Annotated in this window: 21 protein-coding genes; 13 read left to right on the forward strand and 8 right to left on the reverse strand. The window is 69.9% G+C overall.

Translation table 11 applies throughout. The features are described from left to right. Positions 1-20 precede the first annotated feature (20 nt). The 3 genes from AC4GYY_RS05570 (at position 21) to AC4GYY_RS05580 (ending at position 1,917) form a co-directional block, all read left to right on the forward strand. Complete coding sequence (locus AC4GYY_RS05570; RefSeq protein ID WP_491119310.1) at positions 21-545, forward strand: gamma carbonic anhydrase family protein; 525 nt, start codon at positions 21-23, stop codon at positions 543-545. An 18-nt stretch (positions 546-563) separates the two neighbouring features. After that, positions 564-1,529: an NAD(P)H-dependent flavin oxidoreductase gene (locus AC4GYY_RS05575; RefSeq protein ID WP_491119221.1), complete on the forward strand. Its 966-nt coding sequence runs from the start codon at positions 564-566 to the stop codon at positions 1,527-1,529. Between the two features lie 190 nt (positions 1,530-1,719). Beyond that, positions 1,720-1,917, forward strand: a complete 198-nt coding sequence (locus AC4GYY_RS05580; protein ID WP_491119222.1) for a hypothetical protein — start codon at positions 1,720-1,722, stop codon at positions 1,915-1,917. Positions 1,918-2,017: 100 nt separating this feature from the next. On the opposite strand, the gene AC4GYY_RS05585 is transcribed toward AC4GYY_RS05580, so the two are convergent. Together AC4GYY_RS05585 and AC4GYY_RS05590 are read right to left on the reverse strand one after the other, a co-directional pair. Continuing rightward, the gene (locus AC4GYY_RS05585; RefSeq protein WP_491119223.1) at positions 2,018-2,476 is read right to left on the reverse strand and encodes a DUF1465 family protein; all 459 of its coding nucleotides are present in this window, start codon (positions 2,474-2,476) and stop codon (positions 2,018-2,020) included. 81 nt (positions 2,477-2,557) lie between these two features. After that, positions 2,558-2,755, reverse strand: coding sequence for a YdcH family protein (locus tag AC4GYY_RS05590; RefSeq protein ID WP_491119224.1), 198 nt, complete (start codon positions 2,753-2,755; stop codon positions 2,558-2,560). Positions 2,756-2,881: 126 nt separating this feature from the next. On the opposite strand from AC4GYY_RS05590, the gene AC4GYY_RS05595 reads away from it, so the two are divergent. After that, entirely contained in the window at positions 2,882-3,043 is a 162-nt protein-coding gene (locus tag AC4GYY_RS05595; protein WP_491119225.1) for a YdcH family protein, read from the forward strand. Positions 3,044-3,085: 42 nt separating this feature from the next. Here AC4GYY_RS05595 and AC4GYY_RS05600 read toward each other — a convergent pair whose 3' ends face one another. Further along, positions 3,086-3,358 (reverse strand): PilZ domain-containing protein, encoded by a 273-nt coding sequence (locus tag AC4GYY_RS05600; RefSeq protein ID WP_491119226.1) that lies wholly within the window; start codon positions 3,356-3,358, stop codon positions 3,086-3,088. A 137-nt stretch (positions 3,359-3,495) separates the two neighbouring features. Next, positions 3,496-3,957: an RNA polymerase-binding protein DksA gene (gene dksA, locus AC4GYY_RS05605; protein ID WP_491119227.1), complete on the reverse strand. Its 462-nt coding sequence runs from the start codon at positions 3,955-3,957 to the stop codon at positions 3,496-3,498. Between the two features lie 318 nt (positions 3,958-4,275). On the opposite strand from dksA, the gene AC4GYY_RS05610 reads away from it, so the two are divergent. Continuing rightward, the gene (locus AC4GYY_RS05610; protein ID WP_491119228.1) at positions 4,276-4,977 is read left to right on the forward strand and encodes a hypothetical protein; all 702 of its coding nucleotides are present in this window, start codon (positions 4,276-4,278) and stop codon (positions 4,975-4,977) included. Between the two features lie 90 nt (positions 4,978-5,067). Here AC4GYY_RS05610 and AC4GYY_RS05615 read toward each other — a convergent pair whose 3' ends face one another. Further along, positions 5,068-5,508 carry a host attachment family protein gene (locus AC4GYY_RS05615; protein ID WP_491119229.1) on the reverse strand — a complete coding sequence of 147 codons (441 nt, stop codon included), beginning with the start codon at positions 5,506-5,508 and terminating at the stop codon, positions 5,068-5,070. 80 nt (positions 5,509-5,588) lie between these two features. Here AC4GYY_RS05615 and serS point away from each other — a divergent pair, with 80 nt between their 5' ends. The 5 genes from serS (at position 5,589) to tyrS (ending at position 10,278) form a co-directional block, all read left to right on the forward strand. Next, complete coding sequence (gene serS / locus AC4GYY_RS05620) at positions 5,589-6,869, forward strand: serine--tRNA ligase (protein ID WP_491119230.1); 1,281 nt, start codon at positions 5,589-5,591, stop codon at positions 6,867-6,869. Between the two features lie 47 nt (positions 6,870-6,916). Continuing rightward, positions 6,917-7,981 carry a peptidoglycan DD-metalloendopeptidase family protein gene (locus AC4GYY_RS05625; protein ID WP_491119231.1) on the forward strand — a complete coding sequence of 355 codons (1,065 nt, stop codon included), beginning with the start codon at positions 6,917-6,919 and terminating at the stop codon, positions 7,979-7,981. Positions 7,982-8,257: 276 nt separating this feature from the next. Further along, the gene (locus tag AC4GYY_RS05630) at positions 8,258-8,449 is read left to right on the forward strand and encodes a hypothetical protein (protein WP_491119232.1); all 192 of its coding nucleotides are present in this window, start codon (positions 8,258-8,260) and stop codon (positions 8,447-8,449) included. A 188-nt stretch (positions 8,450-8,637) separates the two neighbouring features. Further along, complete coding sequence (locus AC4GYY_RS05635) at positions 8,638-9,003, forward strand: hypothetical protein (protein WP_491119233.1); 366 nt, start codon at positions 8,638-8,640, stop codon at positions 9,001-9,003. A 57-nt stretch (positions 9,004-9,060) separates the two neighbouring features. Beyond that, the gene (tyrS, locus tag AC4GYY_RS05640; protein ID WP_491119234.1) at positions 9,061-10,278 is read left to right on the forward strand and encodes a tyrosine--tRNA ligase; all 1,218 of its coding nucleotides are present in this window, start codon (positions 9,061-9,063) and stop codon (positions 10,276-10,278) included. Here the strand turns inward: tyrS and AC4GYY_RS05645 are convergent. Both AC4GYY_RS05645 and recG read right to left on the reverse strand, forming a co-directional pair. Then, a complete protein-coding gene (locus AC4GYY_RS05645; protein ID WP_491119235.1) occupies positions 10,275-10,712 on the reverse strand; it encodes a DMT family transporter in 438 nt (145 codons plus the stop codon). The two genes, tyrS and AC4GYY_RS05645, sit on opposite strands and share 4 nt — an antisense overlap. Before the next feature lie 12 nt (positions 10,713-10,724). Beyond that, positions 10,725-12,776 (reverse strand): ATP-dependent DNA helicase RecG, encoded by a 2,052-nt coding sequence (gene recG / locus AC4GYY_RS05650; RefSeq protein WP_491119311.1) that lies wholly within the window; start codon positions 12,774-12,776, stop codon positions 10,725-10,727. A 71-nt stretch (positions 12,777-12,847) separates the two neighbouring features. Here recG and AC4GYY_RS05655 point away from each other — a divergent pair, with 71 nt between their 5' ends. The 3 genes from AC4GYY_RS05655 (at position 12,848) to AC4GYY_RS05665 (ending at position 17,245) form a co-directional block, all read left to right on the forward strand. Then, positions 12,848-13,111, forward strand: coding sequence for an FAD assembly factor SdhE (locus AC4GYY_RS05655; protein ID WP_491119236.1), 264 nt, complete (start codon positions 12,848-12,850; stop codon positions 13,109-13,111). 6 nt (positions 13,112-13,117) lie between these two features. Beyond that, positions 13,118-16,573 carry a transcription-repair coupling factor gene (mfd, locus tag AC4GYY_RS05660; protein ID WP_491119237.1) on the forward strand — a complete coding sequence of 1,152 codons (3,456 nt, stop codon included), beginning with the start codon at positions 13,118-13,120 and terminating at the stop codon, positions 16,571-16,573. A gap of 63 nt (positions 16,574-16,636) precedes the next feature. Then, positions 16,637-17,245: a flavodoxin family protein gene (locus AC4GYY_RS05665; RefSeq protein WP_491119238.1), complete on the forward strand. Its 609-nt coding sequence runs from the start codon at positions 16,637-16,639 to the stop codon at positions 17,243-17,245. Here the strand turns inward: AC4GYY_RS05665 and AC4GYY_RS05670 are convergent. Then, entirely contained in the window at positions 17,242-18,810 is a 1,569-nt protein-coding gene (locus AC4GYY_RS05670) for a GGDEF domain-containing phosphodiesterase (RefSeq protein WP_491119239.1), read from the reverse strand. The two genes, AC4GYY_RS05665 and AC4GYY_RS05670, sit on opposite strands and share 4 nt — an antisense overlap. Positions 18,811-18,819 lie beyond the last annotated feature (9 nt).

The following is an 18,819-nucleotide window of genomic DNA, read 5'->3' on the forward strand; positions in this document are numbered from 1 at the left end:
TGCGAGCGATGGGAGAGCCGGTGCCCCTCTACGAATATAAGGGCAAACGCCCGAGCGTCGCCGCCTCCGCCTGGGTCGCGCCCGACGCCAGCGTCGTCGGCGAGGTGATCCTGGCCGACGACGTGTCGGTCTGGTTCGGCGCGACGATCCGCGGCGACAAGACGCCGATCCCGATCGGGGCACGCAGCAACGTGCAGGAGGGCGCGATGCTCCACTCGGACCCGCACGCGCCGCTTTCGATCGGCGAAGATTGCACGATCGGGCACCATGCGATCCTCCACGGCTGCCGGATCGGCGACCGCGTGCTGATCGGCATGGGCGCGACCGTGCTCAACAATGCCGTAATCCCCGACGACTGCATCGTCGGCGCCAATGCGCTCGTCACCGAGAACAAGACGTTCGCGCCCGGCAGCCTGATCGTCGGCAGTCCGGCCAGGGCGACCCGCGCGCTCGACGATACAGCGAAAGCAGGACTGCGCCTTTCGGCGGCGCATTACGTCGAGAACGGCCGAGCCGCGGCAGAGGGCTTGAAGCGGATCGACTGAGCCGACATAACCCAAGTTATGGCGCTTCCTCCCACCCTCTCCTCGCTGCGGCTGCCGGTCATCGGCTCGCCGCTGTTCATCATCTCAGGGCCGGAACTGGTGATCGCCCAGTGCAAGGCGGGGATCGTCGGATCGTTCCCCGCCCTGAACGCGCGTCCGCAGGCGCTGCTCGACGAATGGCTCCACCGCATCACCGAGGAGCTCGCCGCCCATAATCGCGCGAACCCGGATGCGCCCGCCGCACCGTTCGCGGTCAACCAGATCGTCCACAAGTCGAACGACCGGCTCGATCAGGATCTGGCGACCTGCGAGAAATGGCAGGTGCCGATCACGATCACCTCCCTGGGTGCGCGCGAGGAACTGAACGCCGCGGTCCATGGCTGGGGCGGGATCACGCTCCACGACGTCATCGACGATCGCTTCGCGCGCAAGGCGGTCGAAAAGGGCGCGGACGGGCTGATCGCGGTCGCGGCGGGCGCGGGCGGACACGCCGGGCGGCTCTCGCCGTTCGCGCTGATCTCCGAGATCCGCCAGTGGTTCTCCGGGCCGCTCGCGCTGTCCGGCTCGATTGCGACCGGCGACGCGGTGCTGGCGGCGCAGGCGATGGGGGCGGACCTCGCCTATATCGGCTCGCCCTTCATCGCGACCGAGGAGGCGAATGCGGACGAGGGCTACAAGAACGGCATCGTCCAGGGCCGCGCCTCCGACATCGTCTATTCGAATCTCTTCACCGGGGTCCACGGCAACTATCTGCGCCAGTCGATCGAGAACGCCGGGCTCGACCCCGACAACCTGCCCGATGGCGATTACAAGACGATGGACTTCGGCGGCGGCAACGCCCCGAAGGCGAAGGCGTGGCGTGACATCTGGGGATCGGGCCAGGGCATCGGCGCGGTCGACAAGGTCGAGCCGGTAGCGGTCAGGATCGAGCGGATGATCGGAGAATATCGAGCGGCGAAGGCGCGGATCGGGCTCGCCGCATAAGGCTTATCGTCGCGCGCGGTCGAGACGGGCCCCGCGACGAACCTCGTAGCGGCGCCGATCCCGGGCCTTTCTCGGACGTCAAATCACGCAAAAGATTGGCGGTTCTTAGCATCGTATAATGTTCTCCGCCCTTGCCGAAGGCAGATTGTCGCGCACGAGAACCTCGAGTCACGACACGAAGGGCGTCCCGATGAGCGCTGTCGAGCCGGATTACCCCGATGCGGTGCAAACCCTGCTCTACATGGCGCTCGTGAAGCTCGACAGCGGCGGCCATCATCGGGCTGCCGCGCATGTGTCGATGGCGCTCGCCGTAATCGCCGCCGACGCTTCGCTCATGTCGCCGTCTCCTCGCGCCGGATTTATGCTTCCGCCCGACCGGCGGCGATGACCGCAGGACGATCGGTGGACGCGGTCGACAGGGTCGCGCCATGTTCACGCCGCGAGATGACGGTGCGAACGAGCGGCATCCGCGATCCCTCGGCACGATTTCAGAACACCAGCGCCAGCCGGTCCTGGATCGACCGCGCCGGGCTCGGCGGTGGCGCCTCCATCTCCAGCGCCAGGTCCAAACGCGCCACCCGCCGGTGCAGATCGGCGCTCGCCTTGACCAGCGCCTGCGCCGCGGAGGGCAGGCCGACGTAGACCGCGACGTCGGTGACCGGCGCGACGCCGAGCCTGCGCGAAGGGTCCAGCGCCTCACGCGACGTCAGTTCGCCCGCCTCCACCGCGCGCTGGGTCAGCAGCCAGGCGATGATGTGCATGAGCCGGGTCGTGACCTTGAGCGATTCGCAGCTGAACAACACTCGCTCCATCGGCGCCAGCGCCTCGCGATCGGCGCGCCCGCCTTCGTCGAAATAGCCGCGCGCCTCGTCCGCGAGCAGCATCGCCTCGGTATAGAGCGCGTCGATCAGGCGGCGGTGAACGCGGGCTTCCTCGACGAACCTCATGACGCGAGCATGAAGCAACCGTCATCGCCGGCCAAGCGCGGCGTGACGCGCGGTGTCTCAATCCGACGCATCTCGCATCGCTCAGGCGATGATGTCGGGAATCATCCGGTCCTCGATCACCGCGATCTCGTCGCGCAGACGGAGCTTGCGCTTCTTGAGCCGGGCCATCTGGAGCTGATCGGGGGCGCCCCCCTCCCCCAGCGCGGCGATCGCAGCATCGAGATCGCGGTGCTCCTGCCTCAGCGTACGGAGCCGCGCGGCGTCCAATCCTTCGTTCACCAGAACTCCCCGATCCGTCGCGCCGCCGCCGCGATTTACCGATTAACGCAGATTGGCAAGGGACAGAAAGGCCGTTTCGTGATTTACTCTCTGGTCCAGCAACCCAGCCCCAAGGAGGTTATGCTTATGCAGACCACGCATCTGTCGGCCCTGGAAGCCAAGCATGCGACCATCGATCAGCGGATCGCCGATGAGTCGCACCGCCCGCTCCCCGACGCGATCAAGCTGGCGGACCTGAAGAAGCAGAAGCTGAGACTGAAGGAAGAGATGTCGCAGGCGGCGCACTGAGCGGCGCCCGACGGGCGGCGATGCGTACGCCGCCCGCACGCGCTAGGAGCGAGGGAACGGTCGATCCGACTTCGCCGCGCCGACGGGTTTGCGCGCCCGCTGCGGATCGATCGGCCGATCGAAGGCAATCCCGGTCCGCCCCTCGGTATGCCAGGCGATCCGTCCCGGGATCCAGCCCAGCCCACGCACCTCGATCTCCACTTCGGCGTCGTGGTCCAGCGGTTCGTTGAGTTCGGCCATCAGCCCGCCGGGCGACAGGTTGCGGACACGGACCGGCACGCTCTCGCTGGCGCCGGCGCGCCGCAGCCTGGCCATCAGAAACAGGCTGTCGCGGCCGCGGCCCCCACGCGCAGCGGATGCCGGCCCGCGACGGTCGAGAGAATCCATGTCCATCACCCGATCGGAACGCTCCGGAGCGGATACGAGCCGCGCGGTTGCCAAATCCCTAACCATCAATCCTCGCGGCTGACCTTCTCCGCACGCTCGTGGCGTTCCTGCGCCTCGATCGTCATCGTGGCGATCGGCCGCGCTTCGAGCCTCGCGAGCCCGATCGGCTCGCCCGTCACCTCGCAATAGCCGTATTCGCCCTCGTCGATCCGGCGGAGCGCGGCGTCGATCTTGCTGATCAGCTTGCGCTGGCGGTCGCGGGTGCGAAGCTCTATCCCCCAATCGGTCTCGCTCGACGCGCGATCCGTCAGGTCCGCCTCGCGGAGGGTATCGAGCTGGAGCTGGGAGAGCGTGTCCGCCGACTCGCGCTTGATCGCGTCCTTCCAGACGAGCAGCTTGGCGCGGAAATACGCCTGCTGGCGCGGGTTCATGAACGGCTCGTCCGCGTTGGGACGATAATCCTCGTCGTTCGCCGGCACGGGCGCTGTCCCCCCGACTTGTTCGACTCGGTCCCACGCAGTCGCCATCTGAACTCTCCCGCCCCGCCGGGTGTCGTTGACCCGGCGGCCCCGGAGCGGCGCTATAGTGGCGCATGACCGCGGGGACAAGCGACCAACCCGCCTTGATCCGATGGACGTTTTCCGTACCGCGCTGGGACAGAAGCTCGCTTTGCCAACGTCGTGTGGTGCGGATTGCGCATCGACGCATCGATTTCGTGGTTAACGTCGTTGCGCTTAAGTCTTTGTTCCCCCCTTTCTCCCGATAGCGGCTGAGCAACGAGCGGCGACACGAGGACGGTCCGGAAGGGTCGTCTGGAACGGGAAAGAGACATTATGTCCGTCAGGATGGCCTTGGCTAAACTCTGCGCCTGCACCTGCGGCGGCGCGCTGATCGGCGGCGGTGCCGTCCATGTGGCGGAGAGCCAGAAGGCGCGGACCCAATATTCGAAGGTCGCGGTGGCCAAGAAGCGCGTCCGGGTCGCCGCGCGGCCCACCCGGGTTCGCCGAGTCGTGACCCGTACCACCACCACCTGCGCGCCGGCGACGGTGACGGTCGCGAGCCAGGCGGCGCCGATCCCGGTGCCCGCGGCCTATTCGGGGGGCGGCGGCGGCGTGGCGCCGGCGGTGATCGGCGGCGGTTACGGCGGCGGCTTCGGGGGCGGCTTCGGTGGCGGCTTCTTCGGCGGCGGTAACGGCGGCGGCGGCGGCAACATCGTCCTCGCCGGCACCAACGTCGACATCAAGAACACCAACCAGCAGCAGCAGGGCCAGGCTCAAGGTCAGGGGCAGGGTCAGAACCAGTCGAGCACCAGCTCGGGCTCCAGTTCGACTTCAAGCTCGACCTCGACGTCGACTTCCAGCTCCAGTTCGTCCTACGGCTCGTCGTCGAAGGGCTGGAGCACCTCGAGCGGCTGGAGCACGAGCGGCGGCCACCATGGCGGATCGAGCGGCAAGCCCACGCCGGTCCCAGCACCGCCGATGGTGTTGCTGTTCGGCGCCGCCGCCGCGGCGCTGGTCGCGCGCAAGCGGTTGGCGAAGGCGGCGTAGATCCACCCTTCCCGTTCACGGGAGGTGCCGAGACAAGGCTGACGGGAGCGGGCTTTCCGCAGGCGGTGTCGCCTGCGGAAAGCAGGCCGGTCACGCCTTCAGCAGCGCGGCCTCGATGTCGGCGATCGGATGGCCGGTCAGGTCCTTGTCGAGCTCGCCCTTCAGCCGGTTGCTGACCTCGACGTGGTAGTGCCTGCGCAGCTCGCCCAGCGTCCGCGGTGGCGCGACGACGATGAGCGACTCATAGTCATGGCGCAGCGCGCGCGTCTTCAGGAGCTCGGCCGCCTGGGCGGCGAAGCGGTCCTCCTCGAGCTGGTGGAAATCGGTGGGCTCGACCGAACTGCGCGCCGCCCCTTGCGAGGACGCGGCCTGGCCGGCGCCGTCGGTCGCCTGATCCCGCGTGGCGGGGTTCGACTGCTCCTCGGCGGTCTCGACGACGAGGTTCGGATATTCGGCATCGCCCTCGTTGCGCAGGAACAGCATCTTACGCCCGTCGGCGACGAGTACGACCGAATCGTGGGGAAGCTGCATCGGGGTCTCCTCTCGTTGGCTTGCACGGGGGAACGCCCCGGGCTTGCCCGAGGTTGCCCGCCCGCTGCATAGCGCGCGCCATGCACGACATCCGCCTGATCCGCGACGATCCCGCCGCCTTCGACGCCGCCATGACCAAGCGGGGCAAAGGCGCGGACTCGGCGGCGATCCTCGATCTCGACCGGCGGCGGCGCGAGGTGGTGACCGAGCTCCAGATCGGCCAGGCGCGCCGCAACGAGGCGTCGAAGGCGATCGGCGCGGCCAAGGCGGCGAAGGACGAAGCGACTGCGAGCGCGCTGATGGCCGAGGTCGCGACGCTCAAGACGCGCCTTCCCGAACTTGAAGCCGAGGATGCGCGGCTCACCGGCGAGCTGGACGGCCTGCTCGCCGCGTTGCCGAACATCCCGGCTGCCGATGTGCCCCAGGGTGCGGACGAGGACGATAACCAGCTCGTTCAAGAGCGCGGCTCGCCGCCGGTCTTCGCCTTCGCGCCCAAGGAGCACGACGTTTTCGGCCCGGCGCTCGGCCTCGATTTCGAGACCGGCGCGGCGATGTCCGGCGCGCGCTTCACCCTCGTCCGCGGCCCGGCGGCGAGGCTCTCCCGCGCGCTCGGCCAGTTCATGCTCGATCGGCTGACCGGGGAGCATGACTACGAACTCGTCTCCCCGCCCCTCCTCGTCCGTGACGAGGCGGTGTACGGCACCGGCCAGCTGCCGAAGTTCGCCGAGGACCTGTTCCGCACCACCGACGGCCGCTGGCTGATCCCCACCGCCGAGGTCAGCCTGACCAATATCGTCCGCGAGCAGATCCTGCGCGAAGAGGAGCTGCCGCTCCGCTTCACCGCGCTCACCCCCTGCTTCCGTTCGGAGGCGGGCGCCGCGGGGCGCGACACGCGCGGGTTCATCCGCCAGCACCAGTTCGACAAGGTCGAGATGGTCTCTATCGTCACCCCCGACGCGAGCGAAGCCGAGCACGAGCGGATGACGGAATGCGCCGAAGGCATCCTCGATGCGCTCGGCCTCGCCTATCGCCGGATGAAGCTGTGCGCCGGGGACATGGGCTTCACCGCCGCGCGGACCTATGACCTCGAGGTCTGGCTGCCGGGCCAGGCGCGCTACCGCGAGATCAGCAGCTGCTCGACCTGTACAGACTTTCAGGCGCGGCGGATGAACGCGCGCTACCGCGCGGCGGGCGAGAAGGCGACGCGGTTCGTCCACACGCTCAACGGCTCGGGCCTCGCGGTCGGGCGGACTTTGGTCGCGGTGCTGGAGAATTACCAACGCGAGGACGGGTCGGTGACGGTCCCCGAGACGCTCAAGCCATATCTGGGCGGGGTGGAAGTCCTGACGCCGAGCGCTTAACCATGCACCTCACGGCCGGGACGCCCGGTCGCATGGGGAGCGGACGTATGAGGGCAGCCGGATCGATCGCCCGCCTCGCCCCGCTCGCGCTCGCCGCGTGCATCCCGCACGTCGACCGCCCGCTGCCGCCGCCATCGCCCCCGTCCGCCGAAGCGCCGCCGCCCGACGACGACGTTCCCGGTCGCGGCGGCGACCAGGTGACCCAGCTTCCGGCCCCGCGACCGGCGTGGGAAGCACGACCCGTGACCGCGGACGCGGCGACGATCCCCGACGGGAGCTATGTCGTCCGCCCCGGCGACACGCTTCGCCGCGTCGGCGACGCGACCGGCGCGGGGTCGGAGGCGATCGCGCGGGTCAACGGACTCGCGGCGCCGTTCACCATTCGCGCGGGCCAGCGGCTCGCGATTCCCGGCGGGCGCTACCACCTCGTCCGCCAGGGCCAGACCGGCATCGCGATCGCGCGCGCCTACGGTGTGGAATGGTCGCGGATCGTCGCCGCCAACGCGCTGGAGGAGCCGTTCATCCTGCGCACCGGCCAGCGGGTGCTGATCCCCGGCGACGACCGCCCGCGCACCGCGGCCGAGCGGGCGGCCGCCTTCACGCTCGACATCGACGACATCCTGACCGGCGGCGAACCCGCGCTCGCAGCCAACCAGACTCCCGCCAAGCCGGTCGCCGGCGTCAAGCGGGTGCTGCCGGTCACCGCGGCGATCACGACCCCGCTCGTCGCGCCCGGCCGCTTCGCCTGGCCGCTCGACGGCGACGTGGTGAAGCGGTTCGGCCGCGGCGGCACGGGCGAGCGAAACGACGGCATCGAGATCGCGGTGCCGATCGACACCCCCGTCCGCGCGGTCGCCGACGGCACCGTCGCCTATGTCGGCGACGGCATCGCCGCGTTGGGCGGGCTCGTCATCGTCAAGCACGGCGGCGGCTGGACCAGCATCTACGGCCACGCCTCGTCGCTCAAGGTCCAGCGCGGACAGGCGGTCAAGCGCGGCCAGGTCCTCGCTTTGTCGGGCGACAGCGGCTTCGCCGATCGGCCGGAACTCCACTTCGAGCTTCGCCAGGGCCGCGCGCCCGTGGATCCGCTGGGGCAGCTGCCGCGACGGTGAGCTGATCCTCTCCGCTCGCGGGCATGATGATTCGATCCCGAGAATGAGAGTAAGTCTCAACTGGATTTGCGAACAATTCTCATTCTGAACTCTTCAGATTACGATTTTATACTCTCTCCTCGATAGATATCCTGCGACCCGTTGGCGGACTCGGGTGAGAGTTACTCTCAACAGTCGATTTCGTCTTGCGGAGCGGAACCTTTCGCCTTTACTTCTATTCAGGTCAGCGATGCACGGGGCCGCGCCCCGTCGCCTGTTCAACGAAGGAGCACGATCATGGCCCTCACCACCGCCGGCGCTGCCGCCTGCGCCAAGTGCAAGTTCTTCGACGCCGAACAGTCGAACAATCTCGGCCTGTGCCGCTACAATCCGCCCATCAGCCAGCCGTCCGGGGACACCGCAGGCGTATGGCCCAAGGTCGAGGCGAGCGACTGGTGCGGCCATTTCGAGGCGGCGCTGACCGCCTGACGCCCGACTCGACACGGATCGGACGGCCGGGAGAGCGATCTCCCGGCCTTTTCGTGCCGAGGACCGATCTCGCCGCCGTTTGACCCCGTTCGAAAGGAGAGCTGCGAGTCGCTCGCAACATCTTGACGCTTCTGCTTCGCCAGGTTTATTGAGACGCATTTGCAATCATCCGCAGGTGTCCGAAGCGCATGTACGACCTCCTCGACCGTCCCGTCGCCACGCTCGCCGGACAGGATCGCACCACCCTCGACGCGATGCGCGCCTGGGTCCACGCGCTGACACTGGCGGGCGAGCCGGCAGCCGCAGTGGCGACGCGGTTCGCCGACGGCGGGTCGGCATTCGACGCGGCGATGCGGCTGCTCGATTCCGGCTCGACCGAGACGATCACCTTCCAGCGCCCGTGTCATCCGACCGTCGAGGAGGACGAGGCGGTGGTGCTCGGCATCTGGCGCCTCGTCGCCGCCGACCGCCTGGCCGCGGCGCTGGCGACCGCCCGCCTGCTCGTGGGCGAGACCGCGGGTGCGCTCGTCGCCGCGGTCCAGCGCGCCGCTTGAGGCGCCCGCCACTGTACCGTTGCGCGGACGCGAGGGGCGTGTAACCGCCTCGTCGCGATGACCGACTACACTTCCGATCTCCTCCGCACGCTCGCGGCGCGCGGCTACATCCATCAGATGACCGATGCCGTCGGGCTCGACGCGCTCGCCTCGCGCGAGGTCGTCCCCGGCTACATCGGGTTCGACGCGACCGCGGCTTCGCTCCACGTCGGCAATCTCGTCTCGGTGATGCTGCTTCGCCGCCTCCAGCAGGCCGGGCACAAGCCGATCGTGCTGATGGGCGGCGGCACCTCGAAGGTCGGCGACCCGAGCTTCAAGGACGAGGCGAGGAAGCTGCTGGGCGAGGACCAGATCGCGACCAACATCGCCTCGATCAAGCGCATCTTCGAGCGTTTCCTCACCTTCGGCGACGGCGCGACCGACGCGGTGCTGGTCGACAACGCCGAGTGGCTCGACAAACTCGAATATCTGCCGTTCCTGCGCGACATCGGGCGTCATTTCTCGGTCAACCGGATGCTGAGCTTCGACAGCGTCAAGCTCCGGCTCGACCGCGAACAGTCGCTGAGCTTCCTCGAGTTCAACTACATGATCCTCCAGGGCTATGATTTCCTGGAACTGTCGCGGCGGCTCGGGTGCCGGCTCCAGATGGGCGGCAGCGATCAATGGGGAAATATCGTCAACGGCGTCGATCTCGCGCGCCGGGTCGACGGCACCGAGGTGTTCGCGGTCACGACGCCGCTCATCACCACCGCCGATGGGACCAAGATGGGCAAGACCGTCTCGGGCGCGGTGTGGCTCCACGAGGACCAGCTGCCGCACTTCGATTACTGGCAGTTCTGGCGCAACGCCGACGACCGCGACGTCGGGCGCTTCCTGCGCCTGTTCACCGATGTGCCGCTGGACGAGATCGTGCGGCTCGAGGCGCTCGAGGGCGCGGAGATCAACGCCGCGAAGATCGTCCTCGCCAACGAGGCGACCGCGCTGTGCCGCGGCCGTGCCGCCGCCGAGCAAGCCGCCGACACCGCGCGTCGGACCTTCGAGGAGGGCGAAAGCGGTGACGCGCTGCCGACCTTCGCCGCGCCGGGCGACGTGCCGCTGGTCGATGCGCTGGTCGGGCTGGGCTTCTGCGCCTCGAAGGGCGAGGCGCGCCGCCTGATCAAGGGCGGCGGCGCGCGCGTCGACAACGAGAAGGTGGCGGACGAGGCCGCCATGGTCGCGCCGGGCGCGCGCATCTCGGCCGGCAAGAAGCACCACGGGCTGGTCGTGGCGAGCTAGCGCCGGACCAGCGCGACCCCGGCGACGACGAGCGCCAGCCCGGCCAGCCGCGAAAGCGTCACGGGCTCCTGCCGGAGCCCGAACGCTCCGAAATGGTCGAGCGCGACGGCCATTGCGAGTTGCGCGCCGATGGTGATGGTCAGCGTCGCCGCCAATCCGAGCCGCGGGGTGGCGTAGGAGACCGCGGCGATGAACGCGACACCATAGAGCCCGCCGATCCACGCCCAGGGCGGCGCCTGGCGCACCGCCGACAGCGGCGTGCGGTCGAACACCGCCCATAGCGCGAGCACGAACAGCGTGCCGCCCGTGAAAGAGATCGCGGTCGCCAGCCACACCGAGCCGCCGATCCGCGCCAGCGCGGCGTTGGTCGGCGCCTGAACCGCGACGCACAGGCCCGCGAGAACGACGAACAGGACGGGAAGGATCGCAGCCACGGCGCGGCGGTATCAGCCCGACCGGAGCAGCGCGACCCCGGCGTCGCGTTCGAACAGGTACAAGGCGACGCGCGCCGCCCGACCGCGGGCTCCGTCCAGTCCGCCGTCGCGGTCGATCAGCAACCGCGCGTCGTCGTGCGCGACGGGGAGCAGCTCGGTCAGCAGCTCGGGTGTCGCCAGCCGATAGCCCGCCTCCCCGGACTGGCGGGTGCCGAGCAGCTCGCCCGCGCCGCGCAGCCGCAGATCCTCCTCGGCGAGGCGGAAGCCGTCGTTGGTCTCGCGCATCAGCGCCAGCCGCGCGCGGGTCGTCTCGCTCATCGCGGACCCGCGCAGGAGCAGGCAGCGCGACTTGCCCCCGCCGCGCCCGACCCGCCCGCGCAGCTGGTGGAGCTGGGCGAGGCCGAAGCGATCGGCATGTTCGATCACGATCAGCGTAGCATTGGGAACATCGACCCCGACCTCGATCACCGTCGTCGCGACCAGCACGCCGATCTGACCGGCGGCGAAGCGCGCCATCACGGCATCCTTCTCCGCCGGTCGCATGCGGCCGTGGACGAGGCCGACGCGCTCCCCGAACCGCTCGCGCAAGGCGGCGGCGCGCGCCTCGGCGGCGGCGAGGTCGACCGTCTCGCTCTCCTCGACCAACGGGCAGACCCAATAGGCCTGCTTCTCCTCGGACAGATGCCGACCGAGCGCGTTGACGACGTCTTCGGTCTTCGCCTCGCCCATCACGAAGGTCTCGATCGGCTCGCGGCCGGGCGGCTGCTCGTCGAGCCGGCTCTGGTCCATGTCGCCGTGCGTCGCGAGCGCGAGGGTGCGCGGGATCGGCGTCGCGGTCATCGCCAGCAGGTGCGGCGCGGTCTTCCCCTTGGCTGCGAGCGCCAGCCGCTCGGCGACCCCGAAGCGATGCTGCTCGTCCACCACGACCAGCCCCAGATCCTTGTAGCCGACCGCCTCCTGGAAGATCGCGTGCGTCCCGACGAGGATGTCGATCGAGCCGTCCGCCAGCCCCATGAGCACCGATTCGCGCACCCTGCCCTTGTCGCGGCCCGTCAGCACCGCGACCTCGACCGGCAGCCCGGCGAGGAGCTTGCGCAGGGTCTCGTAATGCTGGCGCGCGAGGATTTCGGTCGGCGCGAGCATCGCCGCCTGCGCCCCCGCCTCGACCGCGATCAGCATCGCCATCGTCGCGACCAGCGTCTTGCCCGCGCCGACATCGCCCTGGAGCAGCCGCAGCATCGGCGCGTCCTGCGCCAGATCGCCCTCGATCTCGCCGACCGTCCGCGCCTGCGCGCCGGTGAGCGTATAGGGCAGCTTGAGCAGGTCGCGCAGCCGCCCGTCGCCCGCCAGCGCACGGCCTTTGCGCCGCCGCGTCTCGGCGCGAACCAGCATCATCGCCAGCTGGCTCGCGAAGATCTCGTCATAGGCGAGCCGGGCCCGCGCGACCGCGTCGGCCGGATCGCGGTGGACCCGCTCCAGCGCTTCGCGCCAGTCGGGCCAGTCGCGCTGCGCCTTGAGGCTCGGCTCGATCCATTCGGGCAGCGCCGGGCCGCGCGCGACCGCCTGCTCGGCCAGCGCGGCGAGACGGCGCGAGGTGATCCCCTCCGACAGCGGATAGATCGGCTCGCGCTCGCGGAAGCCGTCCTCCCCCTCGATGTCGGGGTGGATCATCTGGAGTTCCTGTCCGTACATCTCGAGCTTGCCCGAGACCCGGACCGACTGGCCCAGCGTGTAGAGCTTGCGCACCCAGCCGCTGCCGCCGCCGAAATAGGTGAGGCCGACGTGATTGCCGAGCGCGTCGAACGCATTGACCCGAGTCGGCCCGCGCGGCGACGACGAACTCTTGATGTCGCGCGGGGTGACCGTGATCGTCACCGTTCGCCCCGCGTCGGCCATGTCGAGCTCGTCGCGCGCGACCCGCTCGATCGCCCCGGTCGGCAGATGGAAGGCGAGGTCGACCACCCGCGTCAGCTTCAACCGTTCGAGCGGGCGCGCGAGCGCCGGTCCCACCCCCTTCAAGGCGGCCACTTCGGCGAACAGCGGATTGAGGATGTCGGGGCGCATGACTATCTGCACCCCGTACCCCGTTCAGCCGACCGCCAAAAGGCGGCCGGCTTATCCCCCGTTGGAGCATCATGGATCCCCTTCTTCGCCTGAAGCGCCTCCGCTTCCGCGCCTGGCATCGCGGCACCCGCGAGGCCGACTACGTCTTCGGCGGCTATTTCGACGCACATCACGAGACGTGGACCGCGGCAGAACTCGACTGGTTCGAGGCGCTGATCGAGGAACAGGACGTCGACGTGCTCGGCTGGGCGATGGGTTCGATCCCGGTGCCGGCGGAGTGGGAGGGACCGATGATGGAGCGGCTGCGGACGCTCGACTTCGTGACGATCGCCTGACCGCGGATGCCCGATCTCAAGACCATCGTCGCCGCGACCGCGCCCCTTACCCTCTCGGGCGTCCCGACCGGCTTCCTCCCCTCGCTCCTTGCCGATCTGGCGCGGGGGGCGAAGACACGCGCGGTGTTCGTTGCGCCCGACGACGCCGCGATGCGCGCGATCAGCCAGACCGCGCAGTTCTTCGCGCCAGAGCTGGAGATCGTCGAGTTCCCCGCCTGGGACTGCCTGCCCTACGACCGCGCCTCGCCGAGCTTGCGGGTCATGGCCGAGCGGATCGGCGCGCTCCACCGGCTCCAGCAGGTCGCGCGCTCGCCGCAGCTGGTGCTCACCACCGCCAACGCCGCGACCCAGCGGACGCTGACCCCGTTCCGCATCCGCCAGCTCGTCGCCAATCTGAAGCCCGGCGAGCGGATCGGGCGCGATGCGCTCGCCCATCTGCTGACCGCCAACGGCTACGTCCGCACCGACACCGTCCACGACCAGGGCGAGTACGCGGTGCGCGGCGGCATCGTCGACCTGTTCCCGAGCGGAGAGGAGCAGGCGCTCCGACTCGACTTCTTCGGCGACGAGATCGAGAGCGTCCGCACCTTCGACCCCGCCGATCAGCGCACCACCGGGCGGGTCGACGGCTTCGTCCTCCTCCCCGCCTCCGAAGCCTTGCTCGACGAGGAGAGCGTCAAGCGGTTCCGCGCCGGCTACCGCGAGCGCTTCGGCGCGGCCGCGACCGGCGACCCGCTCTACCAGGCGGTCAGCGAAGGGCGGCGGCTCGCCGGAATGGAGCATTGGCTGCCGCTGTTCGAGGACAAGCTGGCGACGCTGTTCGATCATCTCGGCGACCATGCCGTCCTCGTCCGCGATCACGGCGTGGAGGCCGCCGCCGAGTCGCGCTTCGAGGCGATCGCGGACTATTACGAGAACCGGAAGCGCGCCGAGGCGGGCAAGCCCGGCAGCTACCGCGCGCTCCCCGCGAAGACGCTTTACCTCGACGCCAAGGAGTGGGACGCCGCGCTCGTCAAGGCGCGCTGCCATCTCACCACCCCCTTCCACGAACCCGAATCGAAGACTGTGGTCGACTTCGGCGTCGACGGCGCCCGCGACTTCGCGCCCGAGCGCGCGGGCGGGGCGAACGTGTACGAGGCGGTCGTTCAGCACCTGACGAAGCTCCGCAAGGATGGTCGCAAGCCCGTCCTCGCCAGCTATTCCGTCGGCGCACGCGACCGGCTGGCGACGCTGCTCAAGGACCATGAGCTGACCGGCGCGAAGTTCGTCGACACCTGGCAGCAGGCGCTGGGCGTCGGCGAGACCCAGACCGGGTTCGTCGTCCTGCCCCTCGAACACGGCTTCACCGCTTCCGGGGTCGCGGTGCTGACCGAGCAGGACATGCTCGGCGACCGGCTGGTCCGTCGCAAGAAGCGCCGCAAGTCCGCCGACGCCTTCCTCGCCGAACTGGCGTCGCTGTCGCCTGGCGACCTGGTCGTCCACGCCGACCACGGCATCGGCCGCTACGAGGGGCTGACCCAGGTCCCCGTCGCCAACGCGCCGCACGACTGCGTCGCGCTCGAATATGCGGGCGGGGCCAAGCTCTACGTGCCCGTCGAGAACCTCGAGGTCCTCTCGCGCTACGGCTCGGGCGAGGACGGGGCGGCGCTCGACCGGCTGGGCGGCGAGGCGTGGCAGCGGCGGAAGTCGCAGATGAAGGAGCGGATCCGCGAGATCGCGGGCGAGCTGATCCAGGTCGCCGCGGAGCGCGCGCTCCGCCCCGGCGAGGTCGCCGAACCCGATTCGAGCGGCTACCCGACGTTCGTCGACCGTTTCCCTTACGAGGAAACCGACGACCAGGACCGCGCGATTGCGGACGTGCTGGGCGATCTGGGCGCGGGCCGGCCGATGGACCGGCTGATCGTCGGCGACGTCGGCTTCGGCAAGACCGAGGTGGCGCTGCGAGCGGCGTTCGTCGCGGCGATGGCGGGGATGCAGGTGGCGGTGGTCTGCCCGACGACCCTGCTCGCCCGCCAGCACTACATGAACTTCACGACCCGGTTTGAGGGGTTCCCGATCGAGATCGGTCGCCTCTCGCGCCTCGTCCCGGCGGCAGAGGCGAAGACGGTCAAGGCGAAGATTGCCGACGGTTCGCTCGACATCGTCGTCGGCACCCACGCGCTGCTCGCCAAGGGGATCGACTTCAAGCGGCTGGGCCTCGTCATCGTCGACGAGGAACAGCGCTTCGGGGTCACGCACAAGGAGCGATTGAAAGCGCTAAAGGCCGAGGTCCACCTGCTGACGCTGACCGCCACCCCGATCCCGCGCACGCTCCAGATGGCGATGTCGGGCCTGCGCGAGCTCAGCGTGATCCAGACCCCGCCGGTCGATCGCCTCGCCGTCCGCACCTATGTCATGCCCTGGGACCCGGTCGTGCTGCGGGAGGCGCTACTGCGCGAACATTACCGCGGCGGCCAGAGCTTCCTCGTCACCCCGAGGATCGCCGACCTCCCCGACATCGAGGAGTTCCTGCGCGAGCAGGTCCCCGAGGTCCGCTACGTCATCGCGCACGGCCAGATGGCGCCTACCGAGGTCGAGGAGCGGATGAGTGCCTTCGTCGAACGACGGTTCGAGGTGCTGATCTCCACGTCGATCATCGAGAGCGGGATCGACATCCCCAGCGCCAACACCCTGATCGTCAACCGCGCCGACCGCTTCGGGCTCGCCCAGCTCTATCAGCTGCGCGGGCGGGTCGGCCGCTCGAAGACCCGCGCCTACGCCTACATGGTCACCCCGCCCGAGCGGATGCTGTCCGAGGCGGCGGAGAAGCGCCTCAAGGTGCTGAGCGACCTCGATTCGCTCGGCGCGGGGTTCCAGCTCGCCAGCCACGACCTCGACATCCGCGGCGCGGGCAATCTGCTCGGCGACGAGCAATCGGGGCATATCAAGGAGGTCGGCTACGAACTCTACCAGTCGATGCTGGAGGAGGCGATCATGGATGCCAAAGCCGGCGGCTACGCCTCGCGCCCGCGCGATTTCTCGCCCCAGATCACCGTCGACGCGCCGATCCTGATCCCCGAGGACTATGTCCCCGATCTCGACCTGCGCATGGGCCTCTACCGCCGCCTGAACGATCTCGACACCAAACCCGACCTCGACGCCTTCGCCGCCGAGATGATCGACCGCTTCGGCGCGCTGCCCGAGGCGACCGACAATCTGGTCAAGGTCATCGAGATCAAGCTCAACGCCAAGATCGCCTGCGTCGCCAAGATGGACATCGGCGCGAAGGGCGCGCTCGTGACCTTCCACGACAACAAGCCGCCCAGCGTCGACGGGCTGCTGGCCTATGTCGAGAAGCTCGGCGGGATCGCCAAGCTCCGCCCCGATTCGAAGCTGGCGCTGACGCGGAACTGGGCGGATCCGGCGGCGCGGCTCCACGGGGCGCTGCAACTGTCGAAGGGACTGGCGAAGGCGGCGGCCTAAGGTGCGGCGGCGGACCGGAACGCCGCATCGGCCGAGGCGCTTTAGCGGCAGGGAGACATCGTCATGCCGCTCACCGCCATCGCGCTCAACTGCACCCTCAAGGCCGACCCCTCGCAGGAGTCGTCCACCGACCGCATGATCGGCGTCGTGCGGGACGCCTTCGCCGGCCGCAACGTCCAGGTGACCGAGACGGTGCGGGTCGCGGCGCTCAACATCAAGCCGGGCGTCACCTCCGACGAGGGTGAGGGCGACGACTGGCCCGCGCTGCGCGCCAAGATCCTGGCGCACGATATCCTGGTCTTCGGCGGTCCCATCTGGATGGGGCAGATCGGCAGCGTGGCGAAGCGCGTGCTGGAGCGGATGGACGCCTTCCTGAGCGAGACCGACGACGCCGGGCGGCTGCCGCCTTATTCCAAGGTCGCGGTCGCCGCGATCGTCGGCAACGAGGATGGCGCGCACATGTCCTCGTCGCAGCTGTTCCAGGCCCTGAACGACGTGGGCTGGACGATCCCGCCGGTCGCCGCTTGCTATTGGGTCGGCGAGGCGATGGGCTCCACCGACTTCAAGGACCTGGACCAGGTGCCGGAAAAGGTCGCCAAGACCGCGGCGATGCTCGCCACCAACGCCGCGCATGTGGCGCAGCTGCTCAAGACCTCGCCGATCCCCGGCTAGGCATGGCCACGGGCGACGAGCCGCGCCAGCACGTCGCTCTCCAGCGGTTCGGCGCAGAGGAAGCCCTGATAGAGATCGCAGCCTTCGACTGCGAGCAGGGCGCGCTCGACCTCGGTCTCGACCCCCTCCGCGATCGTCTCCATCCCGAGCGACCGGGCCATCGCGACGACGCCGCGGACGACCGCCCGGTCGCGTTCGGAGCCGGCGATGTCGCGCGTCAGGCTGCGGTCGATCTTCAGATAGTCGATCGGCAGCCGCTTGAGATAGGCGAGGCTCGAGTAGCCGGTGCCGAAGTCGTCGATCGCGGTCCGTAGCCCCGCACCGCGCAGCTGCGCCAGGATCGCGGCGGCGGCGTCGAGATCGTCGACCAGCTCGGTCTCCACGATCTCGACCGTTACTCGGCCCCGCGCGAGCCCGGCGGCGGCGATCCGATCGAGCAGCGCGTCGGCGAAGCCGCTGCGCCCCAGGTCTTCGGCGGTGACGTTGATCGACAGGCGCAGCCCCGTCAGCGGCTCCCCCCAGCCTGCCGCCTGCGCGAAAGCGAGGTCGTGGACACGGTCCGACAGGGCGGCGCCGAGTCCCGCGCGCGCCGCTGCGGCGAACAGCGTCTCGGCCCCGATCTCCCCGCGCTCGGGGTGCCGCCACCGCGCGAGCGCCTCGACCCCGACGATGGCTCCGGTCGCGACCACCGCCTGCGGCTGGAAGCGCAGCGCCACCTCGCCGCGTTCCAGCGCGCGGTGCAGGTCCGCGGCGAGCCGGTCGAGCGCGGGCGCCGGATCGGCCGCGCGCGCGCCGCCGATCGCGCGGCGCGCTCCGGCGATCGCGGCGGCGACGATGTCGGCGACCGGTGCCGTGCCGATCCGGACTCCCAGCCCGGCGGCGACGCCCGACTCCGCGAAGGGCCGGGTCAGCGCGGCTTCGAGGTCGCCGAGCCGGTCGGCGACCCGGTTCTCGCCAGTCGCGACCGCGACCACGAACTCCGCACCGTCGCGGGTGAGGCGCGCGCGTGGGTCCAGCGTCTCGCTCCAGGCGCGCACCCGCTGCTCCGCCGCCGCGATCAGGGCGTCGCCCGTGTCGCGCCCGAAGGCGGCGTTGACGAACTCGAACCGGCTCAGCCGGATGACGATGACGGTCGCCGGCGCGTCCGGGCGGGCCGCCCGCCAGTCTTCGAAGGCCGCGCCGTCGATCCGGTCGCCGTCTCCCGCGCGCCGGGCATGAGCGGGCGCACGCGCGACCCGACGCGCGTGGCGCGCGGCGAGGTCGAGCGTGGCGGCGAGATCGTCCCCGCCGAAATCGACTCCCAGCCAGTGGGTCGCCCCACGCTCGAACGCCTGGCGCGCGGCGGCCGCCCCGGCTCGCGTGGCGACGGCGACCACCGCGGCATCCGCCAGGCGCCCCTGCGGCCAGGGCTCGATCGAGGCGAGATCGACGACCAGGATCGGGGCATCCCCCTCGACCACGCGCCAGCCGAGCGCCGCGGTCGCCGCGGCGATCGCGGCCGCGCGCGGGCCCGGCGCGATGCGGACACGGCGGTCTCCTCCGGCGTCGATCGCGTCGTCCCCCATGCCCGTTCC

The sequence above is a fragment of the Sphingomonas sp. SP6 genome, from assembly GCF_058313435.1.

Excerpts from the sequence above, each read along its gene's own strand:
- AC4GYY_RS05575 (WP_491119221.1), top strand. The coding sequence starts at position 564 with ATGGCGCTTCCTCCCACCCTCTCCTCGCTGCGGCTGCCGGTCATCGGC.
- AC4GYY_RS05580 (WP_491119222.1), top strand. The coding sequence starts at position 1,720 with ATGAGCGCTGTCGAGCCGGATTACCCCGATGCGGTGCAAACCCTGCTC.
- AC4GYY_RS05585 (WP_491119223.1), bottom strand. The coding sequence starts at position 2,476 with ATGAGGTTCGTCGAGGAAGCCCGCGTTCACCGCCGCCTGATCGACGCG.
- AC4GYY_RS05595 (WP_491119225.1), top strand. The coding sequence starts at position 2,882 with ATGCAGACCACGCATCTGTCGGCCCTGGAAGCCAAGCATGCGACCATC.
- AC4GYY_RS05600 (WP_491119226.1), bottom strand. The coding sequence starts at position 3,358 with ATGGCCAGGCTGCGGCGCGCCGGCGCCAGCGAGAGCGTGCCGGTCCGT.
- dksA (WP_491119227.1), bottom strand. The coding sequence starts at position 3,957 with ATGGCGACTGCGTGGGACCGAGTCGAACAAGTCGGGGGGACAGCGCCC.
- AC4GYY_RS05610 (WP_491119228.1), top strand. The coding sequence starts at position 4,276 with ATGGCCTTGGCTAAACTCTGCGCCTGCACCTGCGGCGGCGCGCTGATC.
- AC4GYY_RS05615 (WP_491119229.1), bottom strand. The coding sequence starts at position 5,508 with ATGCAGCTTCCCCACGATTCGGTCGTACTCGTCGCCGACGGGCGTAAG.
- serS (WP_491119230.1), top strand. The coding sequence starts at position 5,589 with ATGCACGACATCCGCCTGATCCGCGACGATCCCGCCGCCTTCGACGCC.
- AC4GYY_RS05625 (WP_491119231.1), top strand. The coding sequence starts at position 6,917 with ATGAGGGCAGCCGGATCGATCGCCCGCCTCGCCCCGCTCGCGCTCGCC.
- AC4GYY_RS05630 (WP_491119232.1), top strand. The coding sequence starts at position 8,258 with ATGGCCCTCACCACCGCCGGCGCTGCCGCCTGCGCCAAGTGCAAGTTC.
- AC4GYY_RS05635 (WP_491119233.1), top strand. The coding sequence starts at position 8,638 with ATGTACGACCTCCTCGACCGTCCCGTCGCCACGCTCGCCGGACAGGAT.
- tyrS (WP_491119234.1), top strand. The coding sequence starts at position 9,061 with ATGACCGACTACACTTCCGATCTCCTCCGCACGCTCGCGGCGCGCGGC.
- recG (WP_491119311.1), bottom strand. The coding sequence starts at position 12,776 with ATGCGCCCCGACATCCTCAATCCGCTGTTCGCCGAAGTGGCCGCCTTG.
- AC4GYY_RS05655 (WP_491119236.1), top strand. The coding sequence starts at position 12,848 with ATGGATCCCCTTCTTCGCCTGAAGCGCCTCCGCTTCCGCGCCTGGCAT.
- mfd (WP_491119237.1), top strand. The coding sequence starts at position 13,118 with ATGCCCGATCTCAAGACCATCGTCGCCGCGACCGCGCCCCTTACCCTC.
- AC4GYY_RS05665 (WP_491119238.1), top strand. The coding sequence starts at position 16,637 with ATGCCGCTCACCGCCATCGCGCTCAACTGCACCCTCAAGGCCGACCCC.
- AC4GYY_RS05670 (WP_491119239.1), bottom strand. The coding sequence starts at position 18,810 with ATGGGGGACGACGCGATCGACGCCGGAGGAGACCGCCGTGTCCGCATC.